Annotated in this window: 13 protein-coding genes and 1 other RNA gene; 6 read left to right on the top strand and 8 right to left on the bottom strand. The window is 49.1% G+C overall.

Annotation, left to right across the window (positions count from 1 at the left end; all coding sequences use genetic code 11):
• Positions 1 to 25: 25 nt before the first annotated feature.
• The 7 genes from THAL_RS00545 to THAL_RS00520 all read right to left on the bottom strand — a co-directional run bounded on the left by THAL_RS00545 (position 26) and on the right by THAL_RS00520 (position 6,269).
• On the bottom strand, positions 26 to 1,723 hold the full coding sequence (locus THAL_RS00545; RefSeq protein ID WP_012991155.1) for a GspE/PulE family protein: 1,698 nt from the start codon (positions 1,721 to 1,723) through the stop codon (positions 26 to 28).
• Complete coding sequence (gene panB / locus THAL_RS00540) at positions 1,716 to 2,510, bottom strand: 3-methyl-2-oxobutanoate hydroxymethyltransferase (RefSeq protein ID WP_012991154.1); 795 nt, start codon at positions 2,508 to 2,510, stop codon at positions 1,716 to 1,718. The genes THAL_RS00545 and panB overlap by 8 nt, the downstream gene beginning before the upstream one ends.
• Complete coding sequence (locus THAL_RS00535; RefSeq protein ID WP_012991153.1) at positions 2,507 to 2,830, bottom strand: hypothetical protein; 324 nt, start codon at positions 2,828 to 2,830, stop codon at positions 2,507 to 2,509. The genes panB and THAL_RS00535 overlap by 4 nt, the downstream gene beginning before the upstream one ends.
• Before the next feature lie 121 nt (positions 2,831 to 2,951).
• Positions 2,952 to 4,766 (bottom strand): leucine--tRNA ligase, encoded by a 1,815-nt coding sequence (leuS, locus tag THAL_RS00530; protein ID WP_012991152.1) that lies wholly within the window; start codon positions 4,764 to 4,766, stop codon positions 2,952 to 2,954.
• A gap of 9 nt (positions 4,767 to 4,775) precedes the next feature.
• Positions 4,776 to 5,384: a histidine phosphatase family protein gene (locus tag THAL_RS00525; RefSeq protein WP_012991151.1), complete on the bottom strand. Its 609-nt coding sequence runs from the start codon at positions 5,382 to 5,384 to the stop codon at positions 4,776 to 4,778.
• Positions 5,383 to 5,477, bottom strand: an RNA gene (ffs, locus tag THAL_RS08245) — signal recognition particle sRNA small type. The genes THAL_RS00525 and ffs overlap by 2 nt, the downstream gene beginning before the upstream one ends.
• Entirely contained in the window at positions 5,475 to 6,269 is a 795-nt protein-coding gene (locus THAL_RS00520; protein ID WP_012991150.1) for a polyprenyl synthetase family protein, read from the bottom strand. Before THAL_RS00520 ends, ffs begins: the two co-directional genes overlap by 3 nt.
• 62 nt (positions 6,270 to 6,331) lie before the next feature.
• Between THAL_RS00520 and THAL_RS00515 the strand changes: the two genes are divergently transcribed.
• Genes THAL_RS00515 through THAL_RS00490 form a run of 6 tightly spaced genes read left to right on the top strand, consistent with a single transcriptional unit; the run spans position 6,332 to position 13,082 of the window.
• Complete coding sequence (locus tag THAL_RS00515; protein ID WP_012991149.1) at positions 6,332 to 7,375, top strand: efflux RND transporter periplasmic adaptor subunit; 1,044 nt, start codon at positions 6,332 to 6,334, stop codon at positions 7,373 to 7,375.
• Entirely contained in the window at positions 7,372 to 8,604 is a 1,233-nt protein-coding gene (locus THAL_RS00510; RefSeq protein ID WP_012991148.1) for a TolC family protein, read from the top strand. Before THAL_RS00515 ends, THAL_RS00510 begins: the two co-directional genes overlap by 4 nt.
• Positions 8,601 to 9,176, top strand: a complete 576-nt coding sequence (locus tag THAL_RS00505) for a TetR/AcrR family transcriptional regulator (protein ID WP_012991147.1) — start codon at positions 8,601 to 8,603, stop codon at positions 9,174 to 9,176. Before THAL_RS00510 ends, THAL_RS00505 begins: the two co-directional genes overlap by 4 nt.
• On the top strand, positions 9,173 to 10,438 hold the full coding sequence (locus THAL_RS00500; protein WP_012991146.1) for a TolC family protein: 1,266 nt from the start codon (positions 9,173 to 9,175) through the stop codon (positions 10,436 to 10,438). Before THAL_RS00505 ends, THAL_RS00500 begins: the two co-directional genes overlap by 4 nt.
• Positions 10,435 to 11,559, top strand: a complete 1,125-nt coding sequence (locus tag THAL_RS00495) for an HlyD family efflux transporter periplasmic adaptor subunit (protein ID WP_012991145.1) — start codon at positions 10,435 to 10,437, stop codon at positions 11,557 to 11,559. Before THAL_RS00500 ends, THAL_RS00495 begins: the two co-directional genes overlap by 4 nt.
• A complete protein-coding gene (locus tag THAL_RS00490) occupies positions 11,556 to 13,082 on the top strand; it encodes a DHA2 family efflux MFS transporter permease subunit (RefSeq protein ID WP_012991144.1) in 1,527 nt (508 codons plus the stop codon). Before THAL_RS00495 ends, THAL_RS00490 begins: the two co-directional genes overlap by 4 nt.
• Here THAL_RS00490 and THAL_RS00485 read toward each other — a convergent pair.
• Positions 13,036 to 13,968: a dihydroorotate dehydrogenase gene (locus THAL_RS00485; protein ID WP_012991143.1), complete on the bottom strand. Its 933-nt coding sequence runs from the start codon at positions 13,966 to 13,968 to the stop codon at positions 13,036 to 13,038. The genes THAL_RS00490 and THAL_RS00485 overlap by 47 nt on opposite strands.
• Between the last annotated feature and the right edge of the window lie 27 nt (positions 13,969 to 13,995).

Below are 13,995 nucleotides of genomic sequence, written 5' to 3'. Positions count from 1 at the left end.
GCAGAGTAATTATATACAAGAGGTATCACTTGGCAAGGACGCGGTGCACCTCGGCCAGGTCCGTTATCCCTTTCCTCACCTTAAGAAGACCTGCTTCGTAAAGGGTTCGCATACCCTTTCTTCGGGCCATATCCCTTATCTCTTCGGCGGTACCACCTTTGACGATGAGTTTTCTGAGCTCTTCGTCCACTTCCAGTATCTCGTGGACCGCTGTCCTTCCCTTATAACCTGTGTAGTTACACTTTTCGCACCCTCCGGGCCTCGCCTTGTAAATAGTGATGCTTTCCCCATCTTTAAGAACACCCATCCGTACAAGAGCCTCACGGGGAGTGTCATCCTCTATCTTACAGTGAGGACAGAGCTTTCTCAAAAGTCTTTGGGCCACCACCAGGATGACGGAGGAACCCACCAAGAAGGGTTCTATTCCCATATCCACTAATCTCGTCACGGCGCTTGGTGCATCGTTGGTGTGAAGTGTGGAGAAAACTAAGTGGCCTGTGAGAGCTGCCCGTATACCTATCTCCGCCGTCTCCTGGTCACGGATCTCACCAACCAGTATTATGTCAGGGTCCTGACGCAGAAAGGCTCTGAGGACAGAGGCAAAGGTGAGGCCTATGCGTTCGTTGACCTGTACCTGATTGAGACCAGGGATAGATACTTCCACAGGATCTTCTACCGTCATGATGTTGACATCTGGGGTGTTACGTTCCATGAGAGCAGCGTAAAGGGTGGTGGTCTTACCACTTCCCGTGGGACCGGTTACCAACACCATACCCCACGGCGTGTATATGGCTCTCCTGAACTTTTCAAGGTCTTCCGGCTCAAAGCCAAGATCCTCAAGTCTTACGTTAAGATACTTTTCTGCTTCCTGTATCCTCATCACCACCTTCTCTCCGTGGGTTACCGGAACGGTGGAGACACGAAGGTCCACCGGTTTCCCCTGCATCTTCACCCTTATCCTCCCGTCCTGGGGTCTTCTTTTCTCTGAGATGTCCAGGTTGGACATGATCTTGTATCTGGCTATGAGAGGATCCTTTACGTTACCGGGAAGCTCCTGAAAGACGCGTAGCACACCGTCCACTCTGTACCGCACTATAACCTTCTTCTCCTGGGGCTCTATGTGTATGTCGGAGGCACCTACTCTCACCGCCTCCGCTATGATGTACTCAGCTAACCTCACGATAGGTGCATCACTGGCTTCCCGCAGGACCTCCTCCTGAGAGATCTCCTGCTCAGGAGTTTCCAGTTCCAACTCCACTTCTTCACCCAGTTCCCTGAGCAGCTTCTCTATGTCGGAGTAAAGTTTTCCCAGGACTTCTTCCACCACTTTGCGAGGTGCCGCGTAGGCGATTACATTGTTTAGCTTGCTGAAGAAACGAAGCTCGTTTATGACAACATGATTTAGAGGGTTGACAGTTATCACCTCAAGTCTTCCATCTTGGTACTTGACAGGTGCTATGAGCCTCTTCTGGAGAAGTTCCCTGGGTAGAGTTCTGAGAATCTCGTCGGGTATACGGACGTCCTCCACTCGACCCTTCCACACTACCCTTGGGATGTTCTTTTGGTAAAAGTCCATAAGCTTGTCATCGTCCAAAAAACCGAGCCTCATGAGGGTCAATACAATGTCCTCATCCCTCTGACGCTCTCTGAGAGCTGTGTTAGCCTGATCCTGTGTGATGTACCCCAGCTTTACGAAAAGGTCCAGTACTTTCCTGTCATCCATAGCTCTCCTCCTCCGAGGGATAGGCTCCCGTTTCTACATCCTGTACAAACCTCCTGAGGGCCTCCCGGAAAAGGCCAGCTCCATCAATGTACCTACGCACGAACTTGGGTTTTACATCCTCCACCAACCCCACTATGTCGTAGAACACCAGAACCTGCCCGTGGCAGTACGGACCAGCTCCTATCCCCACCGTTATACTCCTGGACGTATGGGTAAGTTCCTTTGCCAACTGCCAAGGTACCGCTTCCAAAACCACCATAAAGGCTCCGGCATCCTCCAGTGTTTTAAAGTCCTGCCTTATCCTCTGAGCTTCCTCCTCCCTTCCCACAACCCTGTACCCTCCTATGGTGTTGATCTTCTGAGGTGTAAAGCCCAAGTGTCCCACCACAGGTATACCTATACGTACCAGCCTGTAGACAAGTTCCGCAATCTCCTCACCTCCCTCCAGTTTCACCGCGTTGGCTCCCGTCTCTTTTATGACTCTGCCGCAGTTCTTTATGCCTTCTTCCACACTTACCTGATAACTCATAAAGGGCATGTCCACTATCAGGAAAGTGTCAGGTGCCCCCCTACGCACCGCCTTGGTGTGGTAAATCATCTCCTCCAGTGTGACGTGAAGGGTTGAGTCCCTTCCCTGAAACACCATACCAAGAGAGTCTCCCACCAAAATACAGTCAACGCCCACTTCTTGACACAGGCGCGCCGATATGTAGTCATAGGTAGATACCATGGTGATCTTGCGTCCTTCTTCTCTCTTGCGAAACAAAGTCCGTAGTGTTACCTTCATGAACCACCTTCTCCTACGGGAAGGGTCTCCTGCCTTATAGTGTCTAAAATTTCAAGTAGTTTCCTCACGTTGTCCTTGAGGGTGTTAATATCCTTCATGTCCCTCATCTCCCTTACCAGGGAGAGAAGAACGCTGAGAAGCTCCTCCTTTCTGGGCCCTTCACCCACCTTAACGTGGTAGGCACAGGCGGTTACAGGGTCTATGACCGTACGAACAGCTTCTTTAAGGGCATACCTGTCTTCCACATTCAAAAGGTAGGAGAGTCTGTCCTTAACGCGTTCCAATAGGTTCAAGGCTATCTCAAACTCCCTTGACATCATCCATCCTGGTTACCCGAACTGTGAAACATGGTGCAGTCCGGGTGCCGGGCTATTTATACCCCGCCTTCTGAGGGCACTCAGAAACCCGGCAGGCGGCATTTGAGTGCCCACAAACTCCATGTCACTTTTCAACGGTTGCCAACCTCCTTACGGCCTCTACCAGTTTATCTAAAGGATCGTCCTCTGAAAGGCCAAGGAACTTAAGAAGGCGCTCCACACTCACCCACCTTTTCAGCACCATACCCTGTGTCACCAAACGGAGGAAGGGCTCGTCGTGATCCACCATACCCAGATCTTTGAGAAACTTTTGGAAGAAGCGAGCATACAGAAGATGGAGGACAGCATGCTCTATACCCCCTATGTATAGGTCCACGGGCATCCATCTTTTGACCTTTTCCTCATCAAAGGGTTTTTTGTCATTGTGAGGATCGCAAAAGCGCAGGAAGTACCAAGAGGAATCAAAGAAGGTGTCCATAGTGTCTGTTTCTCTTTTGGCAGGTCCCTTACATTTGGGACAGACAGTGTTTACAAACTCATCCACTTGCTGGAGGGGGTTTCCGTGACCAGTCACCTTCACGTGGGTGGGAAGAAGGACCGGCAGTTGGTCCTCTGGCACAGGAACTATACCACACACCGGGCAGTGTACAACAGGTATAGGCGTACCCCAGTAGCGCTGGCGGGATATGTTCCAATCTCTCAGGCGGTAAGTGGTGTGCCAACGGGCCAACCCCTTCTGGGCTAACCACTCCACAATGGCCTTTTTGGCCTCTTGGGAAGGCATACCGTCAAAGGGACCCGAGTTCACCAAAATACCTGCCTCTTCGTAGGCTCTGCCTTCCACCTTTACACCGTCCTCAGGAACCACCACCACCTTTACAGGTAGGTTGTACTTGATGGCAAACTCATAATCTCTCTGATCGTGAGCGGGAACAGCCATTATGGCACCTGTGCCGTACTCATAAAGGACGTAGTTGGCTGTCCACACAGGTATTTCTTCACCTGTAGCCGGGTTTTTGGCCCAAACTCCCAGAAAGACACCCTCCTTTTCCTCCGAAGTGCTTCTCTCTCTGGTGGACATACTTTCCATCTTCCTGAGGAATTTCTGCACCTCTTTCTCTCTTCCTCCCATCTGTGCTAGAGTCAGTGTCATAGGATGCTCCGGTGCCAGAACTAAGAAGGTAGCTCCAAAGATGGTATCTGGTCTGGTGGTGAATATCTCTACATAGGAGTCACCCACCGGAAACTTTACGATGGCACCGGTAGACTTTCCTATCCAGTTCTTTTGCTGGGCTATGACCCTCTCGGGCCACTTGCCTTCCAGCTTTTCCAGATCCTCCAGCAGTCTCTCCGCGTACTGGGTTATACGGAGGTACCAGGAGGGTACCTTTTTCCTCACTATGGGTGTTCCACACCTCCAGCATCTTCCCTCTATCACCTGCTCGTTGGCCAAAACCGTCTCATCGTTGGGACAGTAGTTGACCTCGGCCTCTTTCCTGTAAGCAAGGCCCTTTTCCAAAAACTTGAGGAATATCCACTGGTTCCATCGGTAGTACTCGGGATCGCAGGTGGCTATCTCCCTATCCCAGTCGTAGGAGAAACCCAACCTACGAAGCTGGTCTCTCATGTAAGATATGTTGGACTTGGTCCATTGGGCGGGATGAACTCCGTGCTTTATGGCAGCGTTTTCGGCGGGAAGCCCAAAGGCATCCCATCCCATGGGATGTAGGACAGCCTTCCCTCTCATCCTCAGAAAACGGGCTATGGCGTCACCTATGGTGTAGTTTCTCACATGACCCATGTGGATACGTCCAGAGGGATACGGGAACATCTCTAAGACATAAACTTTCTCACCTTTCTCTTCTGTTTTGAAAACACCCTTCTCTTCCCAAATTTTCTGCCACTTTTCTTCTATGGAGTGGGGATCGTAGATCTCCATAGTGGAAAATTATAATGAAGATAGGTGGCATGTATCGTTGAGAAAAAGAAGGCGAAAACCCTTCTCATCCATCTCAAGAAGACTTATGGAAGTGTTGTCCTTGTGGATGTTCCAAAGGTTACCCAAACCAAGACCTATCGCCATACATATCATGGCGTGTAGCACACCTCCGTGAGCCACCACCGCAACGGAGTTGTGAGGATCTTTTTTAAGGTCCTCTAAGAAGGAGCGAACCCTTCTCTCAAAGGCTTCCATACTCTCCTGGGTGGGGAGGGGATTCTCTACCGGGTTTTTCAGCCAGTTTAGGAGCATCTCTCTGTTTTCTTCCACCAGTTTCCAGAAAGGTGTGCCTTCGTAAACACCGAAAGACATCTCCACAAGCCTTTCGTCCACCTTTAGGGGAACTTGGAGGATATCACTTATGGTGAGGGCTGTTTTGTAAGCTCTCCTTTGGGGAGATGTGTAGATGACGGATATACCTTTATCTTTCAGCGCTAGGGCGCAGAGTCTGGCCTGTACAAAACCCAAAGGTGTGAGATCGCTGTCCAATCTTCCCTGAAATATGCCTTTCTCGTTGTACTCACTCTGGGCGTGGCGTATCAGGTATAGGCGTTTCATTGTTAAAGTCCCCGCACCCGGGACGGCGGGCTTACCGTTGCTCCCTTCCGGGCCTGGCGGGGTTCACCCTGTCCCGTTGCGGGGATCTTTCTAATTATATGTCGGAATAAAGGAGTTTATGAGGGTTTCTATGGGGGGCGTCAGGAGAGATAAGCGGCGCAGTTCCTCCTTAAGTTCTGTTTCCTCCTCCTTTATGACCTTTGCGAGATCCTCTCCCAACAGCTTGAAGTAACCATCTTTGTCCTTCCAGTCATCGCACATCTGAAAGAGAAGCCCTGTCCTTATACCCACCTTTTCCAGATCTTTCAACATGCTTTTTTTCTTAGCTATGATACCTGCGCTCACGAAACAGGCGGCAAAGAGCTGTGCCGTCTTTTTGAGATTTATCTCTCTCCTGTCTCCTATACCTCTTATGTCCATAACCTGACCACCCACCATACCCTCACTCCCGGCTCTCCTGCTTATTTCGTGGATGATAAGGAGAAGATCGGAAGGTTCCACTTGGTTGAACTGGGAAACATCTGACAAAACCTGGAAGGCCAACGTTAGAAGGGCATCACCTGCCAGAAGAGCTATATCCTCACCAAAGGCTATGTGACAGGACGGAAGTCCCCTCCTCTGAGGATCGTTGTCAAGGGCAGGAAGATCGTCGTGGATAAGAGAGTAGTTGTGAATGAGTTCTATGGCACACCCTACCACCACAGCGTCTTCTACATTGCCACCTAAAGCATCACACACCCCGCACAGGAGCAAAGGCCTTATCCTTTTCCCTCCCTGAAGGGGGTAATAGGACATGGCCTCGTAAAGGAGTAAGGGCTCCGAAGGAGCAAGAATCTGGCGTAGTTTTACCTCTACCTTTTCCTTCCAAAGGCTCAGCTTGTCCATACAGTAGAGTATTTTAAAGAGTGGATGCAGACCGACCGGTCGGTATGTTATAATCTTCCACCATGATGGTTTTAATACTGGCAGCTCTTCTGTTGTTTCTTCACTCTTGCCACAGGCAAGAACAATCTGTACCCAAACCTCAGGCCATAAGGGTAAGCACTGTAACTGTAAAGGGGGAGGAGATCAGCGTACCCTACGAGACCAAGGCTTACTTAGAGGCTGAGAAAGATGTAGTACTGAGGCCTGAGGTGAACGGTAGAGTTTTAGAACTGTACGTAGATGAGGGCAGTTATGTAAAGAGGGGTCAGAGACTTCTGAAAATAGATCCTTCTCAGTATGAGAACACAGTAAGGCAGCTGGAAGCACAGCTTCAGCAGGCACGCGTCCAGTACCAAAACCTGGAAGACATAGTGAGAAGAAGGGAGCTCCTGTTCCAAAAGGATCTCATAGCCAAGGAAGACCTTCAGAACGTGAAGACCCAGCTAAGGTCCCAAGAAGAGGTAATAAGATCCATAAAGGCTCAGCTAGATAACGCACGGCTTGAGCTTTCCAAAACAGTCCTTCGCGCACCTTTCGATGGCTACATAGCCCAGAGGATGGTTAACGTAGGAGACTACCTTACCGTCCAGTCCCCAACCTTCAGATTGGTGACACTGGATCCTATAAAGGCTGTTTTTCAGGTTCCTCAGGAGTTGCTACCTTACGTGAAGGAAGGGATGGAGATCTCTCTACGCGTGGAAGGTGTAGGAGAGAGAAAAGGTAAGGTTTTCTTTGTGTCACCTGTAGCTGACAACAACAGGATGATAACGGTGAAGGCTCTCCTTGCCAACGACAACCGACAACTGAAACCCGGTATGTACGGTGTGGTAAGTATACCTACCCAGAAACTCACCCTCTTCCGTCTGCCCGAGAACGCTGTAGTACTTAGAGGAACCCAGAAAGTGGTTTGGAGGATAAGCCAAAACACGGCGCAACCCGTAAATGTGGAGGTGGTACTACACCAGAACGGCACCGTTTACGTAAGAGGTGATCTCAAAGATGGCGACAGGATAGCGGTGGAGAACGCTTTTCTCCTGAGAGAAGGTGCGAAGGTGGAAGAGAGATGATTCTACTGCTGGCTATACTTACACTGGTAACTCACGCCTTCTCCATAACCCTCCAAGAGGCTCTCCATCTTGCCAGACTTAGGGCAACTCCGGTAAACCTCTCAGAGCTTGACATAAGAGAAACAGAGTATGCCATCAAAAAGGCTCTTGCAGGTGTGTTGCCTCAGGTGTCTGTCAGTTACTCCTTTCTGCATCAGCAGAGCACCCTCGTTTTTGGCTTTACTCCCCAGAACAGACAGAGTTACAACCTTCAGATCACCCAGGTAATCTTCAACCCAGTCATCTATGAGAGTATAAAGCTGGCAAAAGAGCAGCTGGACTTACAGAAGGCCGTCCGGCAGGATGTCATCAAAAGTGTGGAGCTACAGGTAAAACAGATCTTCTACGGCCTTATATACAGAAAGAAGCTGGTAGAGTTAGCTGGCGATAACTTAGCCTACTGGGAAGAGAACTTCCGCCTTGCAAAAGCACGCTACGAAAGTGGCATAGCACCTAAAGTGGAGCTCATGAGGGCAGAATCACAGCTACTCCAAGCACAGGCCAGTTATAACCAGGCGAAAGCTGATTACCAGAAAGGCCTTGAGGAACTGAAAAGGCTCCTCAGAGAGGACAACATACGAGATGTGGAGGGAGATCTTACCCTGCGAGACTATCCTTCCCAAAAGGACCAACTCATCAAGGAGGTTATGGAAGGAAACTCCACCCTGTTGGTGGCCCGTAAAAAACTTCAAGTGGCACGCCGGCAGATAGATCTTCAGAAGGCCCAGTACTATCCCACAGTAACCGCCTCCGTAGGATACCAGGGTTTTACAGGAAGAAGGAGCCTTACCGGAAGCACCCAGTGGATACAGGGTTACACGGCAGGTATCAGTCTCCAATACCAGATTTTTGACGGTTTTTCCAGAGAGGCAGGTGTAGCACAGGCAGAGGTGGAGTTTCTTAAACAAAAGGAACAACTTGTAGATCTTGAGTATCAACTGAAGGCACAGCTGAACCAGATACTTCTAGACTTGGATTCCTTGAAGGAGCAGATAAAAGCTGTGGAGAGCTCTATCAAAGCAGCCAAAGAAAGCCTAAGACTCTCTACAGAACGCTACCGATACGGTGTAGGCACCCAGCTGGAGTTACTGGATGCAAGGAACAACTACAACAACCTTCTCGCCAACTACTACTTACTTCTGATGCAGTATAACAACTCGGTAGCTCAGCTGGAGAGACTACTGCCATGAAGGACACACGTTCCAGAATCTTAGAGGTGGCGGAGGAACTCTTCAGCAAGAGAGGATATCATACCACATCGGTGGAGGACATAGTGAAACAGGCAGGCCTCTCTAAAGGCGCCTTTTACTTTCACTTCCGTAGCAAAGAGGATCTTTTCCAGCAACTTCTCGAAAAGATAAATGAAGAACTCTTAGGAAACTTACAGCACTGGGTGGATAAAAAGGTGCCCGTAGAAGAGGCCCTTTTGGGTCACGCAGAGGATCTTCTGAGAATGTTTTACAAGCACCGTCGTATAGCTTACATATTCATGTTTCAGCTTTTGGGAAGCAGTGAAGAGTTCAGAAAAATTTACTTTGAGAAGATGGCAAAAGTCAGACAACTTCTCACAAAACTGATAGAGAGAGGAGTAAAGGAAGAGAACTTCACCTACCGAAACGTGGAGAACATAGTGAACCTTTATATGGGTTACATGAGGATAGTGATGTTAGAGTATATGTTTAAAGAAGAGGTGGACCTGGAAGAGGTTATCCGCCTGGCCAAGGAGGGAATAACAGTCCTTCTGAAGGGCTTAAGAGGATGATGTGGTGCGTCTTACTCACCCTCCTTTACTCCTTAGGTTGGTCAATATCTCTTGAGGAAACCCTCCGAAGGGCTGTTTCCTACAACCCTCAGATACAAGCTCAACGTTACCATCTGGAGGCTTCCCGTTACCAGCTTTTTGCAGAGAAGAGTCTCTACCTTCCTGAGATCTTCATCAACGGTCAATTGGTTCATCAGTCGGAGGCTCAAAGCTTTTTCATACCAATACTTCAGTTTACTCAGCAGGTACAAAGCACCAAAAGGAATTACACCCTGTGGAGCGCAGGTATAAGGCAGACTCTGTGGGACGGAGGTTACAGAGAGGGGGCCGTATACTCCGCCAGGGAAGAGGTTTCTTACCGAAGGTATCTTTTTGAGGAAAAGCTCCAGGAAGTTAAACTGGAGGTTATAAAGGCTTACTTGGATACCCTGAAGGCTCTTCGGCTGGTGGAAGTGTACCGTCAGCAGAAGGAGGCTATCCAAGCTCAGTACGAGACAGCAAAGGCTTTTTACCAGAAGGGACTGGTAGCGGTCACCGATGTTTTACAGGCAAAGGTACGTCTTTCGGAAGTGGAGAGAACTCTAAGAACGGCGGAAGGAGAGTACAGAGTAGCTCTTGCTAACCTATCCCGTCTTACCGGTATAAAAGAAGAAGAGTTAACCCCTCTGGAAGAACCTACGCTGCAGGAAGAAGATAGACCTTTGTCTTACTGGTTGGATATGGCTCGCAGTAAAAGGCCCATTCTTAAGGCACTGGCATACCTTACCGAGAGTACTCGTAGCAAGGTTCTTCAGGCAAGGAGTCAGTTCATACCTAAGTTGTGGTTTCAGGGGGAGTACGTGTACACAGACCAGAACCCTGCTCTTTATCCTAGGGGTTTCTTCCGTTTCTCTCTGGGTCTGAGTGTGAGTTTTCAAGGTATAAGACCCTACTATCAGGCCATGGCATTGGAGAAGGAAGTTTATAGGCTCATGAAGGAGCAAGAAGACACGTTAGGTAAAGTGGAACTGGAGGTGAGGAGTTCCTACGAAAAGTGGAGAACATCCCTTGACAATCTCAGAGTGGCAGAGGACTCACTGGCTTTAGCACGCCAGTATTATCAACTATCAAAAGAGCAGTACGCCAATCAGATCATAACCCAGACAGATCTTCTCGCCTCTCAGGCCAGCCTCACTAAAGCGGAAGCAGATCTCGTCATAGCCCGTTACGAACATATGAAGGCTCTTTACGAACTGAAAAAGGCTGCGGGGGTCCTTCCGTGAAAAAGCACGTGGCCATCACCGTAGTGTCCCTCCTCATCGTGGCCTTTGTCCTTTATGGGATCCTTTGGATAAAACACAGAAGGGAGTACGCCATTAGTGACGCCGTCTTTGTGAAGGCAGACAGGATGGCCAACGTAGGTTTCCAGGTGGATGGAAAAGTTACCAGAGTTTACGTAAATCTCGGAGACCATGTGAGAAAGGGGGACATCTTGGCAGAGTTGGATCCTTCCGACTATCAGCTGAAGGTGGATACTTTGGAAGCCCAGATAAAGGCACTGGAAAGCCAACGTCGACAGCTGGAGATTCAGTACAAACGCCTGACAGAACAACTCTCTCTTCAGCTGAAGGCCTCCCGTATAACGGAGGAAGAGGTGATGGCAAAAGAGAGGGCTCTTTTACACCAGATGGAAGAGCTGGATGCACAGCTGAAGAAGGTATCCAAAGACAGGGAGAGGTACGAGGATCTTACCCGTAAAGGTCTTTTCCCACTTCAACGTTACGAAGAGATAGATACCCAGTACAAAGTGCTTCTTGAGAAAAGAAGAGCCTTAGAGAAAAACCTGGAAGAACTGAGATTATCCTATCAGAAGTCTCAGAGCATCACCCACCTACACAGAGCAGATCTTATGAGGTTGGAGGAGCTCCGACAACAGATACAGTCTTTGGAAAACCAGATAGAGGCTCTAAAAAAACAGAAAGAACTTGCCCAGAACCAGCTTCAATACACCTATCTAAGAGCTCCCTTTGACGGTGTCATAGCCAAGAGGTTCGTAAGTCCGGGAGATGTGATAAGAGCTGGTCAGCCTGTCTTCTCGGTGGTGGATCCTTCATCTCTGTATGTGGAGGTTCTTTTGGAAGAGACAAAACTGATGGGTGTAAAACCGGGTGCCAAAGCTTACGTGCGTTTAGATGCTTACCCTGACAAGGTTCTGGAAGGTGTTGTGGAACAGATAAGCCCTGCCTCTGCGGCCACCTTTGCCCTCGTTCCCAGAGATGTGTCGGCGGGTGAGTTTACCAAAGTGGTTCAAAGAATACCTGTCAAAATAAGGATAAACAGCAAAGACATCCACTTACTGAGGGTTGGCATGGGTGGTGAGGTGGAGATAAAGCGATCTCCATGAGGGAAAATCTGCTTCTGACCATCATAGTGATGACAGGTGTCTTTATGGCCATACTGGACACCACTATAGTGGACATAGTAGTACCACGTATGATGGCACCTCTTTCCACGGATCTTTACGGCGTGCAGTGGGTGGTTACCTCCTACATGACGGCGGCAGCCACCGGCATAATGTTGGTGGAATGGCTGGAGTCCTATCTTGGACTCAAAAAGGTGTTCCTGTTGGGTCTTGTACTGTTCACCTCCTCCTCCGCTTACGCAGGCAACTCGGGTAGCTTGGCGGAGATGATACTGGCAAGGATACTACAAGGTTTCGGAGAGGCTCTCATAGTGGTCAGTGCAGAAGCCATGCTCTTTACCTCTTATCCTCCCGAAAAGAGAGGTCTCGCCATGGGTATCTACGGACTGGGTGTTAGTTTTGCTCCTGCCTTAGGTCCCACGCTGGGTGGATGGATAACAGAACATCTAAGCTGGCGTTGGGTCTTTTACATCAACGTACCCATAGGTATCCTCAACACCTTTATGGCTACTTTCTTCCTCAGAGAGTTTCCCAAAACTCGTCATACCAGAATGAACTGGTTTTCCTTTCTGTTTCTCTCCATGGGTACGGTAAACCTTCTGGTGGTTCTCTCCAAAGGGCAGCAGATGGGATGGTTTTCTTCCGACACGATAGGTTACCTTACCCTTCTCAGTATTTTGGGATTTCTCCTGTTCCTCTTGTGGGAGATAATCTCCCACCACAAGCTTGTAGATCCAGCCCTCTTTAAAATCAAAGAGTTTTTGGTATCTCTTTTGGTGTACTTCCTCCTTTTAGGTTTCTCTATGTATCAGGTCTTCTACATACTTCCCCTTTACTTTGAGAATCTGAAGGGAATAAGTACTTTTCACACAGGTCTCCACATACTCCCCCTTGCCCTCTCCATAGGTATCTCTTCTCCCATAGCTGGTGCGATAAGTGACAGAAAATCCGACCGACTCCCCCTCTACGTAGCGGTCAGCCTTTATCTTTTCTCTTCCTTCTTTCTGCTGCCTCAATTGGACCTCTTTACTCCTACCTGGAAGGCCTCCCTTTACTTGATCCTTTTAGGTATAGGTATGGGCTTTTTCTTTGCACCTGTCACTAACCTGGCTCTCAAAAAGTTGGGTGATAAGGTAACGGTGGGAGTAAGTTTGATGCATTACGTGAGGTTCGTGGGAGGCTCCTTCGGTACAGCCATAGCCACCAACGATCTTCAGAGATTCATGTGGGAGAACTTTCAGAGAACTACCGAGATACAGAATCACCAATTGGTAGGACACTTTCTGGAGGAACTGAGCGGTTACTTTTGGCTTCCCCAGGAGAAGGCACAGGCCTTCCTGTATCAGGTTCAAAGCCTTTACTCTTATTCCGATGCCTTTAAGGAGACATTCCTTATGGCAGGTGTGTGGGGACTTTTAGGGAGTCTCCCCATACTGTACCTTCTTCTGGACCACATCTTTACGAAAGTACGCCTATACCGTGGGCGCGTCCCACCAGCTGATTGAAGGACTTTACCTTTTTACTCTCCATGTAGGACTTTATCCCCTCTATTATACGAAGGGGACATTTGGGATCAAAGAAGTTAGCTGTACCCACCTGTACGGCACTGGCTCCGGCCAGAATGTGTTGCAAAGCTGAGTCTGTATCATAGATACCTCCCACTCCTATAACGGGAACACTACCTCTTACCTCTTGGAACACCTCCCAAACAATCCTCACCGCTATGGGGAGTATGGCAGGTCCCGAAAGTCCACCCACGAAGGTGGAAAGATCAGGTTTACCGGAGCGTACGTCTATCTTCATGCCCACCAAGGTGTTTATGGCTACGAGCCCATCCGCACCACTCTCCACACAGACACGGGCAAAGGTCCTTATATCCCCCACGTTGGGAGACAGTTTTACCAGAACAGGTTTTCTTACCTTTGCCTTCACCCTCTCCACAAGACGAGACAGTACCTTAGTATCGTGACCGAATAACATACCACCTTTCTTGACGTTGGGACAGGAAACGTTAAGCTCGTAGGCCACTATCTTGGGCCTGTCCTCAAGGGCCAAACAGACCTCCAAGTACTCCTCTTCCGTTTCCCCAAACACGTTGACTATAAAGTGGGTGTCTATCTTTTCTATGCGAGGGTATATGTGGAGAAGAAAACCCTCCACACCCGGGTTCTGAAGACCTATGGAGTTGAGCATACCACAGGGGGTTTCCGCTATCCTCTGGGGAGGATTCCCTTCACGCGGTCTTAAAGATATACCCTTGGTAACAACAGCACCGAGAGAGGACACATCGTATATCTCGGAGGCCTCAAGACCGTAACCGAAGGTGCCGGAGGCTACCCATACGGGGTTTTTAAAACGGATACCCCAAAGTTCTATGGAAAGATCCTGCATTGTGCTATAATTATATCCCACCACTTC

It is taken from the genome of Thermocrinis albus DSM 14484, assembly GCF_000025605.1.
GTDB lineage: Bacteria > Aquificota > Aquificia > Aquificales > Aquificaceae > Thermocrinis > Thermocrinis albus.
The sequence above is the reverse complement of the archived record's forward strand: the minus strand, read 5'-3'. Positions and strand labels throughout refer to the sequence as shown.